This window comes from Neoaquamicrobium microcysteis (genome assembly GCF_008180155.1).
Lineage (GTDB): Bacteria > Pseudomonadota > Alphaproteobacteria > Rhizobiales > Rhizobiaceae > Aerobium > Aerobium microcysteis.
This window is the reverse complement of the sequence record NZ_VSZS01000059.1, coordinates 149,007-173,609: the sequence shown is the minus strand read 5'-3', so window position 1 is coordinate 173,609 and position 24,603 is coordinate 149,007. Positions and strand designations below refer to the sequence as shown.

Sequence of the window (24,603 nt, the reverse complement as noted above, 5' to 3'; positions counted from 1 at the left end):
GACATGGCGCTCCTTCCATCCGGCGTCTTCGCGGAAAGCTACGCCGCCGACCGGGCGCTGGTGCGCACCGGCAAGCAATGGGTCGCGCTCGGCCTGTTCGTCGCATTCCTGTTCGTCCTGCCGTTGATATTCGGCACGCGCTTGACGGCGATCGGCAACGGCATCCTGATCACCGCGATCGTCGTTGTGGGTCTTCAGATAACCATGGGTTATGCGGGACAGATCACGCTCGGACAGGCGGCATTCATGGGCGTGGGCGCGTTCGCCGCCGCCGCTCTCGCGCGCGCCGGCGCGCCGTTCTGGCTATGCATCCCGCTCGGCGGGGTAGCGGCCGCCGTGTTCGGACTCCTGTTCGGCATCGCGGCCGCGCGCATCAAGGGCTTCTACCTCGCATTGACCACCATCGCCGCGCAGTTCGTGTTCCAACTCGCGATCGTCAATCTTCCTACGGATCTCTTCGGTGGCTCGCATGGCCTTTCGGTTCCCGCCGCCTCGATTGGCTCCCTGCGGCTGACCACGGAAACGAGCATCTACTACCTCAACCTCATCGTCTGCATCATCATGGTCTGTGGCGCATTCGGCATCGTGCGGAGCCGCTACGGGAGGGCATTCGTGGCGGTGCGGGAGGACGACGTCGCCGCGGGAATACTGGGCATCAACGTGGTCGGCGCCAAGGTTCTGGCTTTTCTGATCGGCGCCTTTTACGCCGGCGTCGGTGGCGCATTGTGGGCAAGCTACATTCGTTTCATCAGCGTCGAGCAGTTCACCCTGTTCAATTCGATATGGATGATCGCGATGATCATCATCGGCGGCATCGGTTCGATTGTCGGGGCGATCGTTGGCTCCGTCGTGGTGCGCGGACTGCAGGAACTCGTCACCGCGCTCGGCCCCGTTCTCAATGAGGTTTTCCCCGCATTCGGCGGCCAGCTCGTTTTCGCGGGGATGAACCTGGTCCTTGGCGGGCTCATCACCTTCTTCCTCATTGTCGAGCCGAAGGGGCTGATGCATCGCTGGAACAAGCTGAAGCAGGCATACCGGCTCTGGCCCTATCCACACGCCTGAGCGGAAAAGAAGCAGTGGACCAATGGAGGAACTGGAAATGCGCTTTAACAGACGAACCTTCGGCCTCGCGGTCGCTTTGGCGACCGGAACGATTACCATACCGGCCTTTGCCCAGGAAAAGACCTATAATGTAGCCCTCTTTTCCGACTTTTCCGGGCCATTCGCCAACATCATGAGGCCGGTCCATGCCGGGCGCGAGGCGGTCTTCGCTTGGTGGAATGCCGAAGTGGGCAAGGATCTCGGCGTCCAGATCGGCACCCGCACCTATGATACGCGCTATGACGCGGCGCAGGCCGCCAGCCTGTGGCCGGGCATACTGTCCGAACTCAACCCCCTCATCATCGGCAGCACCGGGTCGACCGATATCGCCGCACTGTCCCAGCGACTGCCGGAGGACAAGGTGGTGATGATGGCGGTCGGCGGCGCCACGCATGCAGGCTGGGTCGACGATTCCTGGGTCTTCTTCCCGCGCGCGACTTACGCCCACGAATATGGCGGCTTCCTGAACTGGTTCTATGAGACCCAAGGCCGTTCCGAACCGATCAGGGTCGGCCTCGTCGGTTCACAACAGGCGCTGCTGACGGTCGATCTGCACGACGGCATTCAGGCGTTCATAAGCGAGAATCCGGACAAGGCTGCGATGGTCGACGTCATATGGGATGCTCCGCAGCCGACCGACCTCACCGCGCCCATGCGCCGCATGGTCAACGCGGGCGCCGAAGTCATCTTCGTAAATTCGAACACGGCAACGGTGGTGGCGACGAAGCGCGCACTTCAGGCGCTTGGAGCGAACATCCCGATCGTGACGTCGAGCCACAACTCGCTACCCACCGCTGGACAGACGCTTGGCGGGCTGGACCAGGTCGAGGGCGACTTCGAGGTCTACGGCATGGCCGTCGCTACCGAGGACGCGACGGGTCCGGCACGGGAATTCTACGATCTGCTCGCGTCGGAGTATGGACTGGAGGCGCCATGGGGCGTGCTGACGCTTCAGGGCATCGCTCAGGCGATCCTATCGGTTCGCTCCATTGAAGCTGCAATCAACGCATACGGCCCCGACGACCTGACCGGCGAGAAGGTTCGCGAGGTTCTGATCACCGAGACGGCGGTCGGCAATATGGGCGTTATCCCCGATTTCTCCTTCACGGCTGACGCGACCTTCCCCACTGAAGGCGCGACCGTGAACATCGGAACCGTCAGGGACGGCCGGTACACCACGGCGGCAAGTGATGTGCCGCTGGCCAATGTGAAGAGGTGGTGACACCCGTGACCAGCGCCGCCCGCAGCGACGGAAACATGCAGGGCCTCCCCAGCCCTGCACTTCTCGAGCTTAAGAACATCGAAGCCATGTACAACGGCATCGTGCTCGCGGTGAAGGGCATCAGCCTTGCAGTCAGGCAAGGTGGCTGCACGGCGCTTCTGGGCGGAAACGGAGCCGGAAAGAGCACGACGCTGAAGGCGATTTCCGGCATACTGCTTGCCGAGAATGGCGAGGTGAACTCAGGAGAGATCGTGTTTGGCGGCGAGCGTATATCCGGTGTCGTCGCCGACAGGATTGTGCGGCGTGGCATCAGCCACGTGATGGAGGGCCGTCGACCGCTTTCACACCTCACCGTCGAACAGAACTTGGTCGCCGGCGGTTCCACCCTCAAGAGCGGGGCGGAGGCACGCCAGCGCATCGAGTATGTCTATCAGACCATCCCGCGTCTGGCGGATCTGCGAAAGCGCACCGCCGGCTACCTGTCGGGCGGCGAGCAGCAGATGATGGTCATCGGCCGGGGTCTCATGTCGAAGCCGAAGCTGATGCTGCTGGACGAGCCGTCCCTGGGCCTTGCCCCGAAGATCACGGAAGACATATTCGCGCTCCTCGCCACGCTCCGTTCCGACGGGCTGAGCCTGCTCATCGTCGAGCAGAACACGCGCGCGGCTCTGAAAATCGCCGACACCGCCTATGTCATGGAAACCGGGCGCATCGTCATGGAAGGCTCGGCCGAGGAGATCGCCTCCAACGAGGACGTGCGCGAATTCTATCTCGGCCTCGACAAGGAGGGGAAGCGCAAGAGCTTTCGCGAAGTGAAGCATTATCGCCGCCGCAAGCGCTGGCTCGGCTGAACGGGCGCCCGCCGCCAGTTCATTTCACATTCCTGGAGGACGACGATGAACGCACGATTCGAGGTTCTTGCCGGCGCCGAGCCCTTCTCGGCCAAGGGCGACGGCCGTGGCGCGCTGGTGCTGCACGGCTTCACCGGCTGCCCGCAATCCATGCGGCCGCTGGCCGAGGCGTTCGCGAAGGCCGGCTTCACCGTGGAGTTGCCGCGCCTTCCCGGCCACGGCACCGCCGTCGAGGACATGGTGAACTATCGCTGGAGCGACTGGACCGAGGCGGCCGACGCCGCCTGGCACGAACTCGCGGACCGCACCGACAGCGTGGTCGTTGCCGGTCTTTCCATGGGCGGCTCGCTCACCTTGTGGCTCGCCAGCCGGTATCCGCAGATCAGGGGTATCGTGCTGGTCAATCCGGCCGCCGAAGCAGACGATTTCACCGCCTTCGTGGAAGGCGCGAAAGCCGTGCTGGCGGCCGGCGAGCATTACTTGCCGGCGGTGGCCGGCGACGTCGCCGATCCGAACTCGAAGGAACTGGGATACGACCGCAGCCCCGCCGCCGGCCTCATCTCGCTGGTCGAGGGAATAGCCGAACTGAAAGCCGGGCTGCCGGACATCAGGATACCCGCCCTGCTCCTGCACAGCCCGCAGGACCACGTCATCCCGCCCGGCTCGGCCGAACTGCTGAGGAAGACGCTCGGCGGTCCTGTCGATCATGTCGAACTGGAAAGGAGCTTCCACGTCGCCACGATCGACTACGACCGGGACGAGATCAACCGCCGCGCTGTGGCGTTCGCGGAAAACGTGTCGGCGTGACCGGGCGGCCATGGGGGAGATCGTGAAAGGGCTTCGGGATTTCACCGTCTGGAGTGTGATCGCGCGCAACTCGGCGGTCAGGCGCGAGGCGGCCGCCTTCCGCCATGGCGAAGCAATCACTACGCATGGCGACCACAAGGCCAGGTGCGAGGCGCTCGCCACCTGGCTTGCCGGCTTCGGAGTCCTGCCGGGCGACCGAATAGCCGTACTGGCGGAGAACCATATCGGGTTCCACACCTTGCTCGGCGCGGCCGCCCGGCTCGGCGCGATCGTCGTTCCCCTCAACTGGCGGCTCTCCGAAGCGGAACTCGCGGGCATCGTCGCCGATTGCGAGCCGGCCGTTCTGATCGCAGATGATGCGACCATGGCCGTTGCATCGACTATCGCGGGCGTCGCGCCGCTGAAGCTGGCGGCGACCATGGGAGAACCAGCGGGCGCCTTTGTCGGCTTCGAGGCGGCCGCCACCTCGCCTGGGGGCGTCCTGCCGCCACCGCCGGAGGCGGATGCCGTGCTGCTGCTGGTCTACACGGCCGCCGTCGACGGCGTTGCCCGCGGCGCGATGATAACCCATGGCAACATGATCGCCGCCGCTGCCCAGCTCTGCCTGGCGACCGGCCTCGCGCCCGCGGACGTCTTTCTCGGCAACCTGCCCGCCTTTCATATCATGGGTCTCGGCTTCTCCTTCGCCGTGCAGTTCGCCGGCGGCGCGACGGTCGTCCGGCCGCGTTTCGACGCTGCGGACGCCGCCGCGGTGATCGCGGCTGAAGGCGTCACCACGATCGGTTCCTTTCCGCCTATGCTCGCCGCGATCCTGGACGCCGCGCAGGCGGGCGGGCACGATCTTTCCTCGCTGAAGACCTGTCTCGGCCTTGAAGCGCCTTCCGTCGTGGAACGGCTCGAAACCGAATGGCCGCGGGCGCGCTTCTGGACAGGCTTCGGCCAGACCGAGACCACCGGCATCGTGACGATCGGCATGGCGCGGGACCGGCCCGGCTCGTCCGGCACGCAAGGCCCGCTTTGCGAAATCGCGATCGTCGACGAGGCGGACCGGCCGGCGGCCCAGGGAACGGTCGGCGAGATCGTGGTGCGCGGCCCGATCGTCATGAGCGGCTATTGGCGGCGCGACGAGGAGAACGCCGTCGTCTTCCGCAATGGCTGGCACCATACGGGCGATCTTGGAAAGCTGGTCGGCGACGGCGCTCTGCACTATGCCGGCCGCACGCCGGCCAAGGAACTGATCAAGACCGGCGGCGAGAACGTCTATCCGGCCGAAGTGGAGCACGCCCTACTCCAGCATCCGTCGGTGACGGAGGCGGTGGTGTTCGGTGTGCCCGATCCGCAATGGGGAGAGGTCGTCGTCGCGCTCGTCGTCGCGCACGGACCAACCCCCGAAGTCGAAGAGCTTGCCGAGTTCGCCGGCAACCGCATCGCCCGCTACAAGCGGCCACGAAAGATCATTTTCGCCGATGCCCTGCCTCGGGACCAGAACGGCCGCGTCGATCGCTCCGCAGCGAAAGCCCGGCACGGTCGAGCTTCGATACAGTGAGCGGATCTGCCCCGGAGAAGCCCGTGGTGCAGGCGTTCGAGCCATGGGAGGCGTGCAATGTCGTACCTGCAACCGCGGTCGCGGCTTCGGACCCACACGGTGGAGAACCAGCCGCCTCCGCTTGAATTCGCGAATGCTTACGAGAACGACACCGTCCTCAGGGAAGCCGTGGCGCGCGAGGGGGTGAATGGGCCTCCGGGAACCTGGCCGAACTGGGCGGCAAGGTGTTCGCTCCCGAGTGGATCGAAAAGACGCTTCTGGCTAATCGGATCGTGCCCGAGCTCCGCCGCTTCGACCGGTTCGGACAGCGCGTCGACACGGTCGAGTTCCATCCGGCCTGGCACGATATACTCGGGCTGGCCTTCAGGCATGAGGTTCATGCGCTGCCATGGCGCGCCAACCGGCCGGGCTCGCATGTCGCACGTGGCGCGGCCGAGATACTCTTCTCGCAGCTCGAATGCGGCGTGCTGTGCCCCGTCGACATCACCTACGGAATCGTGCCGATGCTGCGCAAGCAGCCGGACCTCGCCAAGGTGTGGGAACCTTTGATGGTGTCCACCGAGTATGATCCCCGTCCGATCCCGCATGGGGAGAAGAACAGCATCACCATGGCGTTCACGTCCACCGAGAAGCAGGGCGGCTCCGACATACGCCGCAACACCACCTTCGCGACGCCCGCGGGGCAACCCGGCCCCGGCAACGAGTATCTTCTGACTGGCCATAAATGGTTCTGCTCGGCAGCGGGGGCAGACATCATCTTCGTCGTGGCGCAGACCGAGAAGGGTCCGGGGTGCTTTCTGGTGCCGCGCTGGCTTTCCGACGGGACACGCAACCCGATCTCGCTGGAGCGGCTCAAGGACAAGCTCGGCAACAGGTCGAACCCCTCGACCGAACTTGAGTTCGAGGAAACGCACGGATGGCTGGTCGGCGAGGAAGGGCGCGGAATCCCGACCGTGATGGAATTCATGCTGCATACCAGGTTCGGATGCGCGCTGATTCCGACCGGCATGATGAGACTGGCGCTGACGCAAGCCATCCACCACACTCGTCACCGCACCGCCTTTCAGCGCAGGCTGGCCGACCAGCCGCTGATGCGCAACGTGATCGCCGATCTGGCGCTCGAGTCGGAAGCCGCGACCACTCTGATGATGCGCATCGCGCGCGCTTTCGACTCCTCGACGCAGAGCGAGGAAGAGCGCGCCTTCGGGCGCATAACCGTTGCCGTGGCGAAATACTGGGTCAACAAGCGCGTCGTTCCCTTTGTCCACGAATGCCTCGAAACGCATGGCGGGCCGGGCTATATCGAGGAATCGGTGATGCCGCGGGTCTATCGCGAGGCGCCGATCCACGGCATATGGGAAGGACCAGGCAACGTCATCAGCCTCGACATCATCCGAGCGTTTCGCAAGGAGCCGCTCTCGGGCGACGTCTTCTTCGCCGAGCTGGACGCGGTTCGCGGCGAGGATTCGCGCCTTGACGCGACGGTCGAGGAGTGCCGCCGCATGGTTTATGACGAGCACATGCCGGAAATCCGCGCCCGCTACCTCGCGGAGAAAATGGCGCTGGCCATACAGGCCGCAATGCTGATCCGCCATGCTCCACACGCAGTTTCCGACGCGTTCTGCATGACGCGCCTCGGCGATGCAGGCGGCAGGACCTACGGCACGCTCCCGGCGTCGGTCGACATGGATGCGATCATCGCCCGCGCCTTTCAGGGCTGAACGGAAGGCATACGCGACATCTCAAACAGGCTTCGCATCATTCGGGTTCCACCAACTCCGAAAGGGGCCTGCTTCGCGGTCTGAGGCTCACCCACACGGTCCACAGCACGAGGAAAAGCGTCACCGCGAGAAGCGACGCCGCGATCGGATTTTTAAACAGCGACACGAAGTCGCCTCGCCCGATGCGCTTGATTCCTGTTCAAACGCCGCGTGGAAAACTCGCGCTCTGACATTCCCAGGCAGGCCTTCCAAGTCACGAGAGAGCTTCCACTCATGTGTGCATGTTCTCCGTATAGCGAGGGGGTTGATGACGGTCTGAACAGAACCATCGGGTGCAAGCCATTTGTCCGGCCTCAGTGAAGTAGCGCTCATCCATATGGCGGCGATGAACGTGGATCGCATCGACGGGCTTGACGTCGGCATCTTCGTCCACGGCTACAATTACAACTTCCAACAGTCGCTTTTCCGCCTCGCGCAGATGCAGGCCGATTCCGGCATCGACGCCGTTCCGATCCTGTTCGCCTGGCAGTCGGAAGCCACAATCACCGGCTATGTCAGCGATCGTGACTCCGTCACCTATTCCCGCGATTATCTGGTCGAGCTACTTGCGGGGCTTTTCGGCTCGCGTCGGCACGTTTCGGGGAGGGCCAGGATGCTCATTCAGAATCCAGCCGACCCGTTCGCCATGTCGGACTTGCAGGCGGGAATCGCTTGCCGCTGATAGTCGGGGATCGAAGCAAGTGATCGACGGACTTTACTCAAATCTGGAGGAAGTTCAGGGTCGCGGGTCAAACATCTCTCTTGCCGCCTCGATTTCGGGCTGCCGGTCGCGCGCCCATTTCGCGAGCGTTTCGAGCGGAGCTTTCAGGGAACGACCCAGTTCGGTCAGTTCATAGTCGACCCGTGGCGGTATCGTCGCGAAAGCCGTTCGCCTGACCAGCCCGTCGCGTTCGAGGCCGCGCAGCGTCAGCGTCAGCATTCGATGGGAGACGCCGGGGATGGTGCGCTGGATGGCGTTGAAGCGCATCGGTCCCTTCGACAGCACGCCGACCACCATCACCGTCCATTTGTCGCCGATGCGATCGAGGATCTCGCCAAGCGCCCTGCAGTTGGCGGCCTCGTGGTCGGCCTCGTCCGGTTCCGTGAGCTTGATGGCAATTCCGTTCATCGTATTCCTGCATTTGCATTCGGCACGATCATCGATGTGCGTGAGGCACATTGCAGTGCGTTCTTGCGCCGTTCTCAAGTTACCATCATATCGTGACGCACAAAATGTACGTATTCACGGATGTGAGGCGACTGCAATGAAAATCGGTGTCAGCGGAGCGAGCGGAAGCTGGGGGCGGAGACGGTGCGGCAGTTGAAGGCGCGCGGCGGCCATGACATCGTCGCGATCTCGCGCACCCCCGAAGCGGCGGCCGACGCCGACGAGGCGCGGCCGGGCGATTATGACCGGCCGGAGACATTGGCGGCAGCCTATGAAGGGCTCGACCGGCTGCTCGTCATCCCGACCTCCGATCTCCGACCGGGTCGGCGCGCCATCCAGAACGTCGCGGCGATCGATGCGGCGGTGGAAGCCGGGGTGGGTCATGTCGTCTTCCTCACCGAGATCATGGAACTGATGGTGTGGGCCAAGGCGTCCAATGCGAAGAGCAGCATCGAACCGACGTCACCAGAGAGGCGGATGCATCGACGCTGCGCATCGTGGATGAGGATTCTGTGCGCTGTCGATGGCAATACGATAATCTCTTGTTCAAAGTCTCCCTGAAATCAGACAAACATCATTGTATGGCATTTCGATTTGTTCACACGGCCGACCTTCACCTGGATTCCCCACTGCGCTCGCTGGCGATGCGCAATAGTGATCTCGCCGAGCTGATTGGCGACGCAACGCGCCAGGCCCTGATCGCCATCGTGGATCTCTGCATCGATGAACAGGTCGATGCACTGATTATCGCTGGCGATCTATACGACGGCGATCAGACGTCGATGAAAACCGCCCGCTTTCTGGCAAGCCAGATGCAGCGGCTTCATGAAGCCAGCATCGCGACGTTCATCATTCGCGGCAATCACGATGCCATGTCGAGGATCACTCAGGAGCTGATCCTGCCACCTTTGGTCACGAGATTTGGTGGGCGCGCCGAGGCAATTAATCTCACTAGAGGCAACATCGGCATTTCTGTTCACGGCTTGAGCTTTTCAAAACCGCAAGCACCGGAAAGCCTCCTCGAGAAATATCACCGCCCTACCCCGGACGCGATCAATATCGGCATTATGCATACGAGTCTCGCCGGAGCGCCGGGCCACGATCTCTATGCGCCGTGCAAGGCGTCAGACCTCCATAGCTGGGGCTTCGATTACTGGGCCTTGGGACATGTTCATGTTCGTGCCCAACATGCCGGCGATCGCATGGTGATCATGCCGGGCATGCCGCAGGGTCGCGACATCAACGAAGCAGGTGAGAAATCCGTCACGCTCGTCACGGTCAATGACGATCGCAGCCTCACCGTCGAAGAACGCGCAACAAGCGTTGCCCAGTTCGAACGGGTCTCGGTCGACCTTTCATCCGCCGCAACCTGGCGAGAGGCGGCCGAGCTCATTGAGCAAGGCATGGGTGTCGTCCGCGATCGGATACGCTCGGCCCATCTCGTCGGCCGCCTTCGGTTGACGGGCCCAACGCCTTTGTCGTGGCAGCTGCGACGTGATCGCGATCTGCTGCTGGCAGAAACCGAGCAGCGCGCCGAACGGCTCGGCAAGACCTGGATCGAGAAGATCGAGATTGCCACCACGGCGCCGATCAGCACGCCGGTTGGAGGAATTACCGCCGACCCGGTCCTGGAACTCGGTGAGCTGATGCGCAGCGACATCATTCACCAGCATGGTGTTCGCGAGGCAGTGCGTGATCTGGTCAGGGAACTGCGCGATGATATGCCACCGGAGGCGCGCGGTTTCAGCGGGGATGACGAAGCCGCGTTCGAAGCCCTGATCGACCAGTTGCTGACGGAAGGCAGCGAGGACATGCTGGCCCGGTTGAAGCCGGAAGTATCGGAGATCAGCTGATGCGTCTGCGCCAGCTCGATCTCACCCGCTACGGCAAGTTCACAGACTATTCGATCGACTTCGGAGAACACGTTGCTGGCACGCCGGACCTGCACATCATCTACGGCTTGAACGAAGCAGGCAAATCGACGGCCCTTTCTGGCTATCTCGATCTCCTCTTCGGCATAGAAGAACGCACGCGCTACGGCTTCCTACATCAAGGCAAGGCGATGGAGATCGGCGCCTGCCTCGAGTTCGACGGGCAGGCGCATGAATTCAAGCGCGTCAAGCAGCGCAGCAACTCGCTACTAGACGCGCACGGGCAGCCGGTCAACGAGGCGATCCTGAGCGTCCCGCTCGCCGGGCTGACGCGCGACGCCTATCGCATGATGTTCTCGCTCGACGATCAGACGCTGGAAGATGGCGGCAACGCCATTCTGGAAAGCAAGGGCGATCTGGGGGAGTTGCTGTTCTCGGCGAGCGCTGGCCTCGCCGGCATCAGTTCCATTCTCGAGACTGCGATCACTGAGGCCGATGGCATTTTCCGGAAGCGCGCCAGCTCGACGAAGATCGCCGGCCTGAAACGCCAGATCGCGGAACTCAAATCGCAGCGCGATGATATCGACGTCCAGGCCTCGGCTTACAGAACGCTGATGACAGCGCTCGAGCAGGCTGAAGCGGCCTATGACGCCGCCATGAAGGAGATCGGTACGGCAAAGGCCCGCCACGACGAGATCGCGCGCGTCCTGCGTGCCCACCCCCTGGTGGCCGAATACCGTCAGGGAGACGAGCAGCTTTCCGAATACGCGGACCTGCCACATCCGCCAGCTGAGTGGGCGTCCGCACTTCCAGACCTGATTGTCGAAGAGACGCGGCTTCAAACCCAGCTCGCCGGCATTGGACAGCGCGAGCAGAAGGCCCGGGAGGAACTCGAAGGGCTCGTGGTCGAGAACCGTCTGCTTGAGATGGCGGATCGCCTCGATCAGCTGACAGACGCCGCCGCACGATATGCGACCGCGCAAGAAGATCTGCCGAAAAGGACGCAGGCGCTGTCTGGATCGAGCCGGAAGGTCGATCTCATCCTCGCTACGCTGGGTCAGGCAGACATCGACGATCCGAAGTCACTGCTCATACCGGCTGCCACGATCGGGACGCTGCGTGATCTGATCAGCGAAAAGTCCGGCGTTGATGTCGCACGACAATCGGCCGAAAAGGAGCATGAGGCAGCCCGGTTGGCCCTTGAGAAAGAGCAGCGTGCCCGCCAAGCACTAGATGGCCAGGGCACCCAGATCGATGCTGGCAAGGTGGCACAGCTTCAATCGGTGCTGCGCCGCTTGCGCGATGGCAATCTTGTTGCCGAACTCCGCCTTGCCGAACGAGGTGTTCCCGCCAAACGCCAGGATTTTGAAGATGCCGTCGGCGGGCTGCATCCATGGTCCGGTGACGGTGACGAACTTCGGCGCATGTCGCCACCCGCTGCCGATCGCGTTGAATTCTGGAAGAGGGCTTCCAGCGACATAGAGAAGCGTCGCTCGCAGATCATCGAGCGTCAACGAGAGCTCTCGACGAAGCAGGAGGAAGATGCAGCACGGCTGGCTGCCCTCCGCGAAGCGATCGACATCATGGATGATGATGAGGCGAAGGCCGCCCTTCTCGAACGGGAAGAAGCCTGGGCGCAGCATCTGTCGGTCCTCGATCGGGAAACGGCCGATCGCTTCGAGACCCGAATGCGAGCGACCGATGCAGCAGCGGCCGCACGTTTGAACAGGGCCAGGGAACTCGAGGAGCTGCGTTCCCTGGCCGCAGGGCTGGCGGCAACCACGGCGAGCGTCGACCGCCAACGCCAATTGTTGCGGGAGACCGATGAAGAACTGCAGACACTGCGCCGCGAGATCAGGACGGAAACGCCAGCGGAAATCGATCTGGGTGACGATGCATCCGTCGGGTCATGGCTGACAAGGATCGGCCGATGGGCTGAGACCCGCACTTCGGCGCTGACTGCGTGGGATGATTTGCGCCGTGCCTCGAGTGACGCCGAAGAAGCCAGGACTGCGCTCGCGACGGAGCAGGATTCGCTCGCGATGACCCTGATCAATGTCGGGATCGTTATCGATGGTCTGGATGTGGCCGCTCTGATGCTGGCGGCCGACACCATCCTCTCGGACCATGCTGCGATGCACACCAAGCGGCAGGACGCCCACAATCGCATCGGTGACTTGGAAGCGGCCGCGGTTCGACGGAAAGCGGAGCTCGACGATGCTGTCACCGCAGCTGAAAATTGGCAGACAGATTGGTCGACCGCCCTCGTAAGCACCTGGTTCAACGGGGAAGGAAGTGTCGGCGCCGTCCGTGAGCTTCTCGATGCGATCGCCAGCCTTCCCGAAGTTCTACGCGAGCAGGATGATCTCCGACACCGCATTGACTCCATGGAGGCAGATCGAAAGTCCTTCGTCGAAGCGGTCGCCCAACTGCATGACGCTCTCGGCGACACATTCGACGACAGCAATCCCGTTGACGCCGCCAAGATCCTGCTCCGACGACACGAGGAAGCCAGACAGGTTGAGGCGAAGCGACAGGAACGGGACCAGAGCCTTATCGATCTCGCGATCGAACGCGAACGGCTGGACGGCGAAATAGCGGTCCATGCCGCGCGCACGAAGGAACCGACAGACTTCTTCCAGACCGAGACCCTTGCGGATGTTCGGCAAGCTCTCGAACGCTGCCGGAAAAGGGATGAACTGGTCGAGCAGCAGGGCAAGCTCGAACGGCAGATCGTTGGTGATATGCAGCTGCCATCGCTGGAAACTGCCATGGCCAACCTTGCCGATGCCGACGTGGCCGAACTGCAGCGGGAGCAGGCCGAGCTTGTGACACGTCTTGAAGATCTCGACGGCCGGGCGAAGAACCTGTTCGCCGACAAGGCGCGTGCAACCGATCGCCTGACCGCCATTGGCGGCGATGATGCCGCTGCCCGCCTTGAGGCGAACCGGCGCACATTGCTCCTGGAAATCGAGGATCTGGCGCTGCGCTATCTTCGCCTCAGAAGCGGAAGCCTGGTCGCCGAGCACGGCATTCGCGCCTATCGCGACAAACATCGCAGCGCGATGATGAACCGGGCATCCGAAGCGTTCCGGCTGATCACGCGCGACGAATATACCGGCCTTGCCACGCGGCCCGACAAGGATCGCGAAGCGCTCATCGGTCTGTCACGGCATGGCGGTTCCAAGCTTGCGGTGGAGATGTCCAAGGGCACGCAGTTCCAGCTGTATCTGGCGTTGCGTCTTGCCGGATACGAGGAGTTCGCGGCAGCCCGGCCTTCCGTCCCCTTTATCGCCGACGACATCATGGAAACCTTCGACGAACCGCGGTCGGAGGAGGTATTCCGGCTGTTTGCGCAGATGGCTCAGGTAGGTCAGGTGATCTATTTTACCCACCATCGGCATCTATGCGAAATCGCATCTCAGGTGCTACCGCAAACGGGCATGCATGAGATTGCGTAGTTGTGGGCGGCAAGACTCGGGTCAGGTAAACACGTCAAGATCGCCAGGGGCACCTGGCCTCTGCAACAGCAACCGCGCCCTTCAGTCCTCAAAGCATGGCTGAAATTTGTAAGCTGGAGTTCCAGCACGCACGGCTTTAAAACTTGCATTTTCAAGGCTCGAGAAAAATCTCGGCGAAGATCTCGCATAGTTCGGGCTCCCGATCAGGGGCCAGCGACGCCGACAGACCCCGAGCGATTTGTGCGCCTGCTACGAGACTACAAGCTGATAGGGCACGGTCCGGTTTCGAGGTTCCCGGTGTGTCTGCCGGATAGTAGTCCTCAATCGCCCCTTTCGAGAGGACCGAGATTCCACTGGCGCGCATCGCATCGAGGACCGGCACGAGGCAGTTTCGAGCATCAATGTCCTCACGGCAGGCTTTCACGCGCGCGATATCCTTCTCCCAGACGAACAGGTCGTCCAGCGCTTTCACAATATCCTCGTTGAGAGCCTCTCCGTGGCTGAGCTTTCCTACAGCGTCCTTCGCCGCGCTGTATCGCTGACGCCAGCTTTCCTTTCCAAGTTGATCCTTAATCTGGCGGGTGGCAGGCTCTGCCCTAATCCCCAAGGCCTCGATGCGAGCATCGATCCCAGCGATGGTCTCTGCTCGGATAGGACTGACTTCGGCTGGGACCCCGAGATGTTGATAGCCTTCGAACAGAGCGTCGAGGTCGGCGACGATTTTGACCTCGATACCAAAGCTTTCGAAGAAACGCCTGTATTTTGCGAAGTTGCCTTTTCCTGACACGCGAACCATGGCGATATTCTTCGCGTCGAAATCCCAGTTCGCGTTCAGCGTCTTTGCAATATGTCTGCAATATGCGTCGTCAGATTCACCTTCAAACAGCACAACCCGCCTGCTAAAAAAGGCAGCGTCCGCGTTCTCGAAACGGGCCAATCGAAAAGCTTCCGCGCTGGCTTGATCAAGGGTCAAGTCGACGGGATAGAGAACGCCCACTGGCTTAGGATCTGCCGCCCGCTTGGCAACGCGGACGAATGATGCCGTGACACCGGGGGCGAAGAATAGGGGCGAATGCGTTGTAACAATGACTTGATGGGTCTCCGCGATACGCGCGAGCGTACCGAACAAGACTCGTTGCGATTTGGGATGCAGATAGAGTTCCGGTTCCTCGAACAGAAACAGGAGGGGCCGGGGTGCCACTTCCTGCTCCTGCTCGGCCGCCACTTGATTTCGCGCCGCCAAGTGCAGCACGAAGGTTTGCAGCAGGGCAAACGTCAACGATCGTTTGATCCCATCTCCCTTGTTGTCGATAAGGTCCTTTGAGCCATCGTTCACATAAATCTGAGCAGCATTGAGAATCGTGCGTAGCTCGGGCCGCGGTATGCTGAGTTCCACTTTTACCAGCGGGAAATTCTCGCTCAGAAACTCTTCGACCGTGTTTTCGAGCTCCTTCACCTTTTCGTGGCGCCCATCTACGACATCGCCCTCGACCACTATCCGGTTGAGCATGCCATCGAGTTCCTGCAGCGATTGATTTATGGCTGCGAGATCAGGTGTCATATCATCGAGAAGCAACCCCAAGAGGCGACCGAACGAGGTCGACTGCGTGGTTTTCAAGTCATCGCTAAGGTTCTTGACGGCCGGAATATAGATCACTTCGGGGAGGAACGCGGTGATCGACGAGCTAATCCCTGTTGGCAGAGGCGCGTCCGCCAGCGCAAACGCTTCCGGTGGCAACTCGCCAAGCTTAGCTGACAGGAAGGCTTTGGCTTGCCCCTGGTTCATCGCACCATCCGGTACCTCCTGCGCAAATTCCGGATAGGACTCAATCAGCGCAGCGCGAACAGCAGCTCCTGTCTTGCCTGCAAAAACAGCATTGATTGTCTCTTGCTGATATCTGGGCTCGTTCGGGACCAAACGTGCGGTCTTAATCTCGACCTTCTCGCCAATGCGGTACGATACCTTGAGCGTAAACGATCCATCGATCACAAGGGGCTCGATCCTCGCGCGGTGCTCCTCCGCCAAACGCGCGATATCTGCAGCAGTAATGCCTGTAAATCCTAGCTCCACTAGGATCGGAAGCTGTGCATCATAGTACAGCTGATCCGGAAGCTGGCTTGGACGATTGAGAGCGTAAGTGACCGCTTGAAGGACCGTGGACTTGCCTGCGTTGTTCTCTCCGACAAGGCATGCAAAGGTCGTTGGATTGAATCCACCCTCGCGAATGCCTTTTAGGTTTCGAATAGAAATATTCGACAGCTTCATAATCGCCCCCTCATCGGCCGCGATTCTCTTACTGTAAAATCCACGACCGTCTTCCTCGCCCAGTAGACAGCGTAACGCGGTGCCAAACGCGTTGTCTATCGGCAAAGCCTGGCCGCGGCGCAGCACAAAGTTGGCAAGGCCGCGAAGCAGACAGAGCCCAGCGGCAGTTGTGTCCCCAACGTGCAGCTATTCGTCTATTTCGAGCCCGAGCTCCTCTTGGCCGCCAGCCAACTCTGGCATGATGTCGCCGGCCAGCAGCTTTTCCTTCGAGAGCAGGCCAGCGTCCTCGAGTGCCTCACGGTCGGGAAGATCGCGCAGGGTTTCGAGCCCGAACTCGAGCAGGAACGCCTGGGTCGTGACATAGGTGTAGGGCGCGCCGGGTTGCGGCGCGCGCGGACCTGAAGCGATGAAGCCGCGCGAGCGCAGATTGCCGATCAGGTCGCGGCTGATCTCCTTGCCGAAGAAGGTGGACAGATCGGCGCGGGTGATCGGCTGGAAATAGGCGATGCACATCAGCACCAGCACTTCCGACTGGGTCAGGTCGACGGCACGCGCGCTCGCGCCAACCGCCGTTCGGATGGCGTCGGCGTAGGCCGGCCGCGTCAGGTGCTTCCAGCCGCCGGCGACGGCGACCAGATCGTAGGGCCGGCCGCGCAGCTCCTCGCGGATGTCGTCGATGAGAAGATCGATGCTGCAGGTCTTGCCGACGATCCGCGCCAGCGTGTCCCGGCCGACCGGCTCGCTCGCCGCAAAGATGGTTGCCTCGACGCGGTTCATCCATTCCCGCCACCTTGCCTCCGGCGGCAGATGGTCGAGCTCGCGGTCGAAGAGACCGTCGCCTCCGTCTACTGATTTTCGTTTTTTCCGCGCCGCCTCCGCCATCGTCGTCAGATCCCGTAGATGCGGAAGGTCGAGCGGCCGGACAGCTCGCGCACGGCGCCGAGTTCGACCAGGCGCTCGAACAGTCGGCGCAGGCTGCGGTCGCTCATGCCGGCGATCTTCGCCGATGCCACGATCGCGTCGTCCGACATGAGCCGATCGACGACGACGTCCGCGCCTCGGGCGCGAAGGCCGGGCGCCACGGCGATCAGGCGGTCGGCCCGGCGCTCGATGTCGGCTGACTGGTCGACGGCACGCAACGCCGCACGCGCCTGCGCGGCGAGCAGAGTTTTCGCGCGTTCGGGGTCCGCCTCGATGCCCTTCGGCGCAAGGATGGTCGCGCCGCGCCGCTGCCGGCCCGAACCATCGGCGCCGGCAGCTTCGCCACCGAGCAGCGGCACGGCGTGCGTCCAGCCCAGCCGCTGCGCGAGCATGGCGTCGGCAAACCAGCATCCAACGGTGAGTGGAAGGCCGCGCCTCTCGACTGCCGCAAAGGCGCCGATCAGCATTCCGACAGCACCTTCGGTCGCCGCAAGCTGCCGAAGCTCGTCGGTCAGCTCGTTCGTCGTCTCGTCATCCCGAGCGAGACCCAGTCCCTCGAGCACGCCGGCGATGCTCGCCGCGGTCAGCAACTCCTCCGCGGGCCGCGCCGCAAGACGGCGCCAGGCCAGCAGCATGTGGCCGGCCGGGCCGACATCGTCGCCGGGTCGGGTGAGAAGAACGGCGTCGCGCAGAGCCGCTGCGTCCTCGACGCGCCCGGCCTGCCTGGTCGCCACTGCCGCCGCGGCGAGCGCCTGCCGTTGCCGCCACGCGCCGGCCCATCGTTCCTGTCGGCGGACCACCGCGTCGAGCGCCCCGATGGCGGCGCCCGCGGCGATTGCGATGTCCTCAACCCCTTCCGTAGCAAGGCTTTGCGCGTCCGGAACGGCGCGGCGCAGCCAGCCTGGCAGCGCAACCGCCGGAGTGGCCGCAGCGGCGGCGAGCATCGGCCCTTGGTGGCGCAAAGAGGATTTCGGGCGCAGAATCATCGTGAGGATGATGAATCATGGCGGCGGTTTTGGCAACAAAAATGGGTGCAAACCGCCGCGCTTGTCGACACGATAAAATGACTGATAATGTTGCATTATCGTTCGTTTTGCTCTTAATATGAGAAATGGCCCAAAACGTCGACCAAATGCTCGAAAATCGCCTCGCGCGATCCTCCGCACCGTCCCACAGCACGGGGCCGGCAGATGGTGTTTCGACTGCGCGGCTGTGGTCCGAGAAGCCGGCGGCCGATGCAGACGATCTGCCCGACATCATCGACGTCGTCATGGCGATGGGTCGCACCCCGGAAGAACCGCCGGCGGAAGTCCAGGCGCCCTCCCCTCCCCTTCCGGTCGTCTCGAACCCGCGGCTGCCGGCGCATCTCGACGCGCTGGCCGATCGCGCCCGCGATTACGTCGAGGCGGCGAGCTCGGCCAACACGCGGCGCGCCTACGCCTCGGACTGGAAGCATTTTGCCAGCTGGTGCCGCCGGCAGGGCGTCGAGATGTTCCCGCCCGACCCGCAGACCGTCGGGCTCTACATCACGGCCTGCGCGTCCGGCACGGCAACAGGCGACAAGAAGCCAAACTCCGTGTCGACGATCGAACGCCGGCTCTCCTCGCTGACCTGGAACTTTGCCCAGCGCGGCCAGGCGCTTGATCGCAAGGACCGCCATATCGCCACGGTGATGGCTGGCATCCGCAACAAGCACGCCGCCCCGCCTCGGCAGAAGGAGGCGGTGTTGCCCGAGGATCTGATCGCCATGCTGGAGACGCTCGACCGTGGCAGCCTGCGCGGGCTGCGCGATCGCGCCATGCTGTTGCTCGGCTTTGCTGGCGGCCTGCGCCGCTCCGAAATCGTCGGTCTCGACGTCGGCCGCGACCAAACCGAGGATTCTTCGGGCTGGGTCGAAATCCTGGGCAAAGGCATGCTGGTGACGCTGCGGGGCAAGACAGGCTGGCGTGAGGTCGAGATCGGTCGCGGCTCTTCCGACGCCACCTGCCCGGTCGTCACGCTGCAGACATGGCTCAAGCTCGGCCGGATCGCCCACGGCCCCATGTTCCGCCGGGTGACAGGGCAAGGCAAGACCGTCGGCGCCGAGCGGCTCAACGACCAGGAGGTCGCACGCTTGGTCAAGCGGACGGCACTCGCCGCCGGTGTGCGCGGCGACCTGCCCGAGGGCCAGCGCGGCAAGCTGTTTGCCGGACACTCATTACGGTCTGGCCTCGCCTCTTCGGCCGAGGTCGACGAGCGCTACGTCCAGAAGCAGCTTGGCCATGCCTCGGCCGAAATGACCCGCAAATATCAGCGCCGCCGCGATCGATTCCGCGTTAATCTCACCAAGGCATCAGGGCTCTGAAAAGCCCCCCTCCCCTCCCCTGTTGCAGCCGTACAGGCAATCCCATATAGTCAGGATAGTCAAAGTAGTCATAGGGGCCAACAATGCTGTCTGCACCCAGAGAAGATACCAACTGGACCGTCGCAGGAGCCAAAGCTCGGCTGTCGGAGGTCATCGAGCGCGCACAGTCTGCACCTCAAACGATCACCCGGAACGGCAAGCCAAGTGTCGTTGTCGTCTCGGCCGAGGAATGGCAGCGCAAGACGGTGCGCAAGGGCACGCTTGCGGAGTTCCTTATGGATTCGCCGCTGCGCGGCACCGATCTCGACGTCGAGCGTCAGCGCGACGAACCGCGTGATCTGCGGCTGTGAGACTATTGCTCGATACGAATGTTCTGTCTGAGGTGACGAAGCCAGCCCCCGACCCGCGGGTTCTGGAATGGCTGGACCAGCTTGATGAGGACCGTTCGTTCATCAGCGTAGTTTCGATTGCCGAGATCCGGCGCGGCGTCGCGCTCATGGACGAAGGCCGGAAACGCGAGACTCTGGCTGAATGGCTGGCGCAGGATCTGCCGCAGCGTTTCGAGCAAAGGGTTCTCCATGTAGACGAGTCGATCGCTCTAGCCTGGGGCGATCTGATGGCCCTGGCGAAGCGTCGCGGCCGCGGTCTGTCATCCATGGATGGCTTGATCGCCGCGACAGCGACCGCGAAACACCTCACCTTGGCGACCCGCAACACAAAGGATTTCGAAGGTTTTGGGTTTGGGCTGCTCGATCCGTGGACCGCATGAATCTTGGTTGAACTTCGACCAGTTGGAATGACTGAATCAACAAACATGCGGCTGTTCTCGATCGCGCCCTCATCGGTCAAGGACCTTCTCGATCAGGTAAAGCGGAACGGCGTGTTCCGCTAGGCCTGAGACGCCAAGAATGTAATTGCGCGAACGCAATACCTATCGCGCGCCCTGATCATAGCCGGGATCGGCCAAAGGAATCGTAAACGCGGGAGCGCGCCGTCGTGGAACAAAAAATCGTCGACAGCCGGGACGATTTCGCACAATGGGCGATCGATCGGGCCAATGCGATCCTGACAGATCAGGGTTCGAATCTGGCCACCGCTTCCCGCCGCGGAGACGAAGCTGAAATCGGCGAGACAGCTCGGGCGCTGGGTCAAGCGATCGTGAATGCGCTGCTCGAGGCGTTCGACGGTCTCGTATGCGAAGAATGAGCCCCTGGCTCGACCCACGCGCGCGGCCGTACCACCGATCAGCCGTCTGTGGACGCACCGATTCATCCGCCTCAGGATTTCGGCCTGCGCAGGCTTCTAAGAAGCGCTTCCGACACCTCGAGCCGCCCTTCCCTGTTGTCGCCATCGTCCGGCGGCCCGCCTCGGGTCTGCGCGGCCGCCTTTTGGGTATCCAGTTTCGCGCGCAAGAGCGCCATCACCATTGGCCAGGCCGAGAATTTCCCGCCGCGCGCTCGATCGGTCAGGCTGCGTAAATAGCCGCCGGCGCTATTGATCTGATCGGCGCGCTGATAGATCGCGGCCAGCGTGATCGCCGCCTGCCGTTCGCCCAGTGCCTCGCAGGCCTCTCGCCAGGCGCTGGGGCTGACCCCTAGCATCGGCCGGGCGACCTCCGCCGCCGCCAGAAAGTCGCCCCAGTTGCGGATTTCCCCATCCTTGGCTAGCTCGCGCCAGTTTCCACACGCGTCCAGCACGATCCCCAAGGGCAATTCCCGTTTGGGCAAGCTGTGCAGGTTGTCGTTTTCCGCAGCGTTGCCGCCCGCTTCTTCTTTGTCTCCTAAGCCGCTTTCAGATTCAGATATGGAGTCTGGATTTGAATTCTGTATGTGGCGACCGGAATGGGACTCATTGGCGTCCGAATTTTGTGTTTTCGTGAAAGATTCCAGCACGTCACGAATTTCGATCCAGAGCAGGTCCAGGTCCTCGCAGATATCCTCGAGAAGTTGCCGGGGAGCGGTTCGAGGGAGCCGGCCGATAATCGCTTGATAGGTTCGGGTCATCTTGCCCCAATTGCCTGGGACCCCCTCCTCGATGCCAGCGTCGATCATCTTCACGATGTCCCGGCGCAACAAGGTCAGGCGCTCCCTGGCAGTCTTGTAGGCGCGTTTTTCGGTCTGAACCGTCTCCGCCAGTTCGGCGAACTCCCCGGCTCGCGCGATGATCGGCGACAGATCGAAGCCGTAGGCCTGTTCGATCTGCCCGCCCCTGCCCTTGCGCGCAAAGCGTTTGCCGTTCGGGCTGTCCCGGCGGATGATCAACCCGCAATCGACAAGGACGGCCAGATGACGCCGCAACGTTGTCGCCGGCATGCCGTTTGATCGGGCCATGAGCTGCTCGTTCGACGGCCACACGACGAGTTCGCCCTCGGCCGAAAGCTCCGTGTCCCGATGAAAGGAGAGAAGCGCGTTCAGGATCGCCAGCGAGCGATCCGTGGCACCGATCATATCCTTGGCTTCACGGATGGATTTGAAGACATGCCATTTTTGAACGATTGCACCTTCCGGCATGGCGTTCGCTGCGACCTGACTGGCCATCATGGCAAGCGTCATCGGCCGCCGCCCAAAGGGCGTCGTTGTGATATGCGTCTGCATCTTTCTTCACCTTTTGCTAGGCAATAGAAATCCGCTCGCCGAATCGACGCTCTCGGCCCGAGGGCCTTGACTGTGATTCCAGGAAGTGCGATTCTCGTGTTTACCAGACCTGAGAAGGGCTTCCGGAATGTCGTTTTCGGGGGCCTTTTTCTTTGCCCGGGTTTCTTTGTGCGGCTCGCTAGTCAGAAATTGTCAGCTGACAATTTCCCGAAAGCGTCTGTTTTTCAGTGCGTTGCTCCTTTCGGCGTCTTTTTCGATTTGGCTTCAGGGCTGCTCTTGAACTCCTCAAGGAGCGCAGGGAAGCGGCGCTGAAGAAAGCTTGCGAAGCCGGCGTTGTCCGAGACTAGGCGGATGTTGCCGCCCTTCTTCTCGACCCAGGCAACGCGGTCAGACGATGCCGGTCGGCGCTTGCTCGCCCGCCTGCCGGGGCTAACTGCCTGGAGAGCGAGCGCAAAGCGCTGATCGCTGTCCGCGCTTACGAACTCCGAAGAGGCGCGCAGTTTGTGCAGCGCGTCGTGTGCGCCGGACTGTTCGAGTCCCTTGACGAGCTGAAGCCATCTGGGACGGCCCACCTTCGGGGCTGGCCCGATCGCTACGATCAGATCCTCACCGATTGCTTGCGCCACCGTTAGAAGCCGCGAAATCTCAGGCTTGTCGACGCTCAGGGCGGCCGACAAGGTATCGCGGTCAAAGCCGTGACTTTCCATCTGCATGGCGAACCGCGCCCGCTCGACGAAGGTGAGATCTTCCCGCGGCCCGTTCTCCTGGCCTTGCAGGATAACCACTTCCTGGTCGGTGAGTTTACGAATGATCGCTTTGACGTTTAGTCCAAGCTCCTGCGCCACACGCCAGCGGCGGTGTCCAGCTGCAATCTGGAAGTGCCCCTCTTCGGACGGGTGCGGGCGGGCGATGATCGGTATCTGCTGACCGTTCTCAGCAATCGCCGCCTTCAGCTCCTGAAAGCGGCTGTCGCTGGTAGACGGAATCCGATCCGAGACGATCGAGGGACTGAACAGAGCCGGATCGAGTTCCTGGGTCGTCTCGCGGTTTGCTAGCTCTTCGCGCAAGGCCTTTGCTTGGGCCGCTTCGGCGGAAAGGCGATCAAGGCCCAGGCTCATCGCTTTGACCGCGCCCGACGGCCGCGCTTGCTGCAGCGATCCGTCGGTCGGGCGCCCTGGCTTGCCTGCAGCCACGAGGCCCTGAAGGATGTCCCTGCCCCTTCCATCGGGTTTCTTCATTTGGCCGCCCTTCCCCAAGCCTGCAGGATCAACTTCTCAATGTCGCCATTCACGGCGTCCATCGACTCCAACGCGCGATCGTAGGTCTGCCGGTGCATCGACTCACGCGGGGCTTCATAAACCGTCTGCTTTGACAGACCGGCGTCGGAAATAGCCGTCGATTTCACCATCATCGGCGTGAGCACGCGTTCGCCGAATAAATTGCGCAGGAAGGCCACGATCTGGTTCTGAGGACCGTCGTTAGGCTCATGCCGCGTTACCAGATAGCGCATCCAGTCATAGTCGAGGTTGCCGCCATTATCGCGCACCACCGCCAGCAATTGCGACGTCATGGCCAGAAACTGGTTCATTGAGGCGACGTCGAGCATTTGCGGGTGCACGGTGATCAGCACGGCGCTTGCAGCGCACAGCGCCGACATAGTCAGAAAGCCGAGCTGTGGCGGACAATCAATGACCACCACGTCGTAATCGTCCGCCACGCTGTGCAACGCTTTGGCGACCCGCATAAAGAACAGCCCATCGTCGTCGTGCTCGCCGCTCGACAGAATGCGAGGCGTATCGTGCTCGAATTCGTGCAGCTCGAGATTGCCGGGCACGAGATCAAGGCCCGCAAAATATGTTTTGCGCACGATCTCTGCGAGCGGCCGGCGCTCCTCATCGTAACGGATCGCGCCATAAAGCGTTTGATTGTCGGCGACGTCGAATTCGGGCTGATAGCCGAACAGGGCGGACATTGATGCCTGGGGGTCGAGGTCGACGGCTAGGACGCGGTGGCCATGAAGGGCGAGATATTGTGCGAGATGTGTCGCGGTGGTGGTCTTGCCAGATCCACCTTTGAAATTGGTGACCGCGATAACCTGAAGGTGCTCCCCATCCTTGCGCCATGGCACATAGGACGTCTTGCCCTTCGTTAGGTGCTGCCGCAATGCGTGGACCTGTTCGAGCGTGTAGCGGCGCCGTCCAGTATGCGCCTTCTCCGGGATCGGGCCCGCTTCGTCGGTTGCCAGATTTCTGATATAGCTTTCGGTGACGCCGATCAGTTTTGCGGTTTCGGCCGTCGAGAACGAACGGAGTTCCTTCTTGGCTTCCGGCGGGAATAGGCGCTCGCGCAAGACCTGGAGTTGAGAACCCAAGGCCTGAGAATCTTCCCAGATCGTTTCATCAAACGCCTGAGCACCTTTAGGTCGCGAATTGACAGCTCGGGTTGGGTTCATCGTGAAAGTCGCAAAACTGAGCCAATCGTGTAAATTTGCGCAAATTGATCTGACTCCCATCGACCGGTCAAGGAATATTGAGTTAACGCTTTCTTAACACCGGTCCGAAAACCACTTATCATACTGATTTTCAGTCGTTTTCCGGAAATTGTCAGGTGACAATCTTGATGCAGAAGCGGGGCATCATGTTCGTGCGGACGCAACCAACGCTTGGAGGGACACCCGACTCACCCGGCGCT

The 24,603-nt window shown here is 62.2% G+C and carries 21 protein-coding genes; 14 read left to right on the top strand and 7 right to left on the bottom strand.

The genetic code is table 11. From position 1 onward, the window contains the following. Window positions 1–3: 3 nt before the first annotated feature. The 7 genes from FY036_RS08145 (at window position 4) to FY036_RS08115 (ending at window position 7,969) form a co-directional block, all read left to right on the top strand. The gene (locus tag FY036_RS08145; protein WP_148914204.1) at window positions 4–1,062 is read left to right on the top strand and encodes a branched-chain amino acid ABC transporter permease; all 1,059 of its coding nucleotides are present in this window, start codon (window positions 4–6) and stop codon (window positions 1,060–1,062) included. A gap of 37 nt (window positions 1,063–1,099) precedes the next feature. Then, on the top strand, window positions 1,100–2,323 hold the full coding sequence (locus FY036_RS08140) for an ABC transporter substrate-binding protein (RefSeq protein ID WP_148914203.1): 1,224 nt from the start codon (window positions 1,100–1,102) through the stop codon (window positions 2,321–2,323). 5 nt (window positions 2,324–2,328) lie between these two features. Continuing rightward, the gene (locus FY036_RS08135) at window positions 2,329–3,174 is read left to right on the top strand and encodes an ABC transporter ATP-binding protein (protein WP_328593098.1); all 846 of its coding nucleotides are present in this window, start codon (window positions 2,329–2,331) and stop codon (window positions 3,172–3,174) included. 45 nt (window positions 3,175–3,219) lie between these two features. Beyond that, window positions 3,220–3,981, top strand: a complete 762-nt coding sequence (locus tag FY036_RS08130) for an alpha/beta hydrolase (protein ID WP_148914202.1) — start codon at window positions 3,220–3,222, stop codon at window positions 3,979–3,981. 22 nt (window positions 3,982–4,003) lie between these two features. Continuing rightward, window positions 4,004–5,527, top strand: coding sequence for an AMP-binding protein (locus tag FY036_RS08125; protein WP_161601115.1), 1,524 nt, complete (start codon window positions 4,004–4,006; stop codon window positions 5,525–5,527). A 224-nt stretch (window positions 5,528–5,751) separates the two neighbouring features. Continuing rightward, the gene (locus FY036_RS08120; protein WP_201744714.1) at window positions 5,752–7,248 is read left to right on the top strand and encodes an acyl-CoA dehydrogenase family protein; all 1,497 of its coding nucleotides are present in this window, start codon (window positions 5,752–5,754) and stop codon (window positions 7,246–7,248) included. Window positions 7,249–7,591: 343 nt separating this feature from the next. Beyond that, window positions 7,592–7,969, top strand: a complete 378-nt coding sequence (locus FY036_RS08115; protein WP_235897585.1) for an alpha/beta hydrolase — start codon at window positions 7,592–7,594, stop codon at window positions 7,967–7,969. Between the two features lie 54 nt (window positions 7,970–8,023). Here the strand turns inward: FY036_RS08115 and FY036_RS08110 are convergent, their stop codons facing one another. Further along, window positions 8,024–8,416 (bottom strand): winged helix-turn-helix transcriptional regulator, encoded by a 393-nt coding sequence (locus FY036_RS08110; RefSeq protein WP_201744713.1) that lies wholly within the window; start codon window positions 8,414–8,416, stop codon window positions 8,024–8,026. A 183-nt stretch (window positions 8,417–8,599) separates the two neighbouring features. On the opposite strand from FY036_RS08110, the gene FY036_RS08105 reads away from it, so the two are divergent. The 3 genes from FY036_RS08105 to FY036_RS08095 are packed head-to-tail and all read left to right on the top strand — an operon-like array spanning window position 8,600 to window position 13,787. Then, window positions 8,600–9,016 (top strand): NAD(P)H-binding protein, encoded by a 417-nt coding sequence (locus FY036_RS08105; RefSeq protein WP_235897584.1) that lies wholly within the window; start codon window positions 8,600–8,602, stop codon window positions 9,014–9,016. A 20-nt stretch (window positions 9,017–9,036) separates the two neighbouring features. After that, entirely contained in the window at window positions 9,037–10,308 is a 1,272-nt protein-coding gene (locus tag FY036_RS08100) for a metallophosphoesterase family protein (protein WP_148914250.1), read from the top strand. After that, window positions 10,308–13,787: an ATP-binding protein gene (locus FY036_RS08095; RefSeq protein ID WP_148914199.1), complete on the top strand. Its 3,480-nt coding sequence runs from the start codon at window positions 10,308–10,310 to the stop codon at window positions 13,785–13,787. The genes FY036_RS08100 and FY036_RS08095 overlap by 1 nt, the downstream gene beginning before the upstream one ends. 151 nt (window positions 13,788–13,938) lie before the next feature. On the opposite strand, the gene FY036_RS08090 is transcribed toward FY036_RS08095, so the two are convergent. From FY036_RS08090 to FY036_RS08080, 3 genes are all read right to left on the bottom strand, one after another. Further along, complete coding sequence (locus FY036_RS08090) at window positions 13,939–16,053, bottom strand: AAA family ATPase (RefSeq protein ID WP_148914198.1); 2,115 nt, start codon at window positions 16,051–16,053, stop codon at window positions 13,939–13,941. Between the two features lie 186 nt (window positions 16,054–16,239). Continuing rightward, window positions 16,240–16,935 carry an SMC-Scp complex subunit ScpB gene (scpB, locus tag FY036_RS08085; RefSeq protein ID WP_148914197.1) on the bottom strand — a complete coding sequence of 232 codons (696 nt, stop codon included), beginning with the start codon at window positions 16,933–16,935 and terminating at the stop codon, window positions 16,240–16,242. A gap of 5 nt (window positions 16,936–16,940) precedes the next feature. After that, window positions 16,941–17,918 carry a DUF1403 family protein gene (locus FY036_RS08080; protein WP_235897583.1) on the bottom strand — a complete coding sequence of 326 codons (978 nt, stop codon included), beginning with the start codon at window positions 17,916–17,918 and terminating at the stop codon, window positions 16,941–16,943. A 326-nt stretch (window positions 17,919–18,244) separates the two neighbouring features. Between FY036_RS08080 and FY036_RS08075 the strand changes: the two genes are divergently transcribed. The 4 genes from FY036_RS08075 to FY036_RS08060 all read left to right on the top strand — a co-directional run bounded on the left by FY036_RS08075 (window position 18,245) and on the right by FY036_RS08060 (window position 20,524). Continuing rightward, window positions 18,245–19,318: a site-specific integrase gene (locus FY036_RS08075; RefSeq protein ID WP_407941146.1), complete on the top strand. Its 1,074-nt coding sequence runs from the start codon at window positions 18,245–18,247 to the stop codon at window positions 19,316–19,318. 83 nt (window positions 19,319–19,401) lie between these two features. Then, the gene (locus FY036_RS08070; RefSeq protein WP_148914194.1) at window positions 19,402–19,668 is read left to right on the top strand and encodes a type II toxin-antitoxin system prevent-host-death family antitoxin; all 267 of its coding nucleotides are present in this window, start codon (window positions 19,402–19,404) and stop codon (window positions 19,666–19,668) included. Beyond that, complete coding sequence (locus FY036_RS08065; protein ID WP_148914193.1) at window positions 19,665–20,087, top strand: type II toxin-antitoxin system VapC family toxin; 423 nt, start codon at window positions 19,665–19,667, stop codon at window positions 20,085–20,087. Before FY036_RS08070 ends, FY036_RS08065 begins: the two co-directional genes overlap by 4 nt. 227 nt (window positions 20,088–20,314) lie before the next feature. Further along, window positions 20,315–20,524 carry a hypothetical protein gene (locus FY036_RS08060; protein ID WP_148914192.1) on the top strand — a complete coding sequence of 70 codons (210 nt, stop codon included), beginning with the start codon at window positions 20,315–20,317 and terminating at the stop codon, window positions 20,522–20,524. 71 nt (window positions 20,525–20,595) lie between these two features. Here FY036_RS08060 and repC read toward each other — a convergent pair whose 3' ends face one another. From repC to repA, 3 genes are all read right to left on the bottom strand, one after another. Beyond that, entirely contained in the window at window positions 20,596–21,912 is a 1,317-nt protein-coding gene (gene repC, locus FY036_RS08055; RefSeq protein WP_148914191.1) for a plasmid replication protein RepC, read from the bottom strand. A 224-nt stretch (window positions 21,913–22,136) separates the two neighbouring features. Further along, window positions 22,137–23,150: a plasmid partitioning protein RepB gene (gene repB / locus FY036_RS08050; protein WP_148914190.1), complete on the bottom strand. Its 1,014-nt coding sequence runs from the start codon at window positions 23,148–23,150 to the stop codon at window positions 22,137–22,139. Beyond that, window positions 23,147–24,364, bottom strand: coding sequence for a plasmid partitioning protein RepA (repA, locus tag FY036_RS08045; RefSeq protein ID WP_148914189.1), 1,218 nt, complete (start codon window positions 24,362–24,364; stop codon window positions 23,147–23,149). The genes repB and repA overlap by 4 nt, the downstream gene beginning before the upstream one ends. Between the last annotated feature and the right edge of the window lie 239 nt (window positions 24,365–24,603).

Bases quoted from the DNA above. Each gene is read 5' to 3' on its own strand.
- FY036_RS08145 (WP_148914204.1), top strand. From the start codon at position 4: ATGGCGCTCCTTCCATCCGGCGTCTTCGCGGAAAGCTACGCCGCCGAC.
- FY036_RS08140 (WP_148914203.1), top strand. From the start codon at position 1,100: ATGCGCTTTAACAGACGAACCTTCGGCCTCGCGGTCGCTTTGGCGACC.
- FY036_RS08130 (WP_148914202.1), top strand. From the start codon at position 3,220: ATGAACGCACGATTCGAGGTTCTTGCCGGCGCCGAGCCCTTCTCGGCC.
- FY036_RS08110 (WP_201744713.1), bottom strand. From the start codon at position 8,416: ATGAACGGAATTGCCATCAAGCTCACGGAACCGGACGAGGCCGACCAC.
- FY036_RS08100 (WP_148914250.1), top strand. From the start codon at position 9,037: ATGGCATTTCGATTTGTTCACACGGCCGACCTTCACCTGGATTCCCCA.
- FY036_RS08095 (WP_148914199.1), top strand. From the start codon at position 10,308: ATGCGTCTGCGCCAGCTCGATCTCACCCGCTACGGCAAGTTCACAGAC.
- FY036_RS08090 (WP_148914198.1), bottom strand. From the start codon at position 16,053: ATGAAGCTGTCGAATATTTCTATTCGAAACCTAAAAGGCATTCGCGAG.
- scpB (WP_148914197.1), bottom strand. From the start codon at position 16,935: ATGGCGGAGGCGGCGCGGAAAAAACGAAAATCAGTAGACGGAGGCGAC.
- FY036_RS08080 (WP_235897583.1), bottom strand. From the start codon at position 17,918: ATGCTCGCCGCCGCTGCGGCCACTCCGGCGGTTGCGCTGCCAGGCTGG.
- FY036_RS08075 (WP_407941146.1), top strand. From the start codon at position 18,245: ATGGCGATGGGTCGCACCCCGGAAGAACCGCCGGCGGAAGTCCAGGCG.
- FY036_RS08070 (WP_148914194.1), top strand. From the start codon at position 19,402: ATGCTGTCTGCACCCAGAGAAGATACCAACTGGACCGTCGCAGGAGCC.
- repC (WP_148914191.1), bottom strand. From the start codon at position 21,912: ATGCAGACGCATATCACAACGACGCCCTTTGGGCGGCGGCCGATGACG.
- repB (WP_148914190.1), bottom strand. From the start codon at position 23,150: ATGAAGAAACCCGATGGAAGGGGCAGGGACATCCTTCAGGGCCTCGTG.
- repA (WP_148914189.1), bottom strand. From the start codon at position 24,364: ATGAACCCAACCCGAGCTGTCAATTCGCGACCTAAAGGTGCTCAGGCG.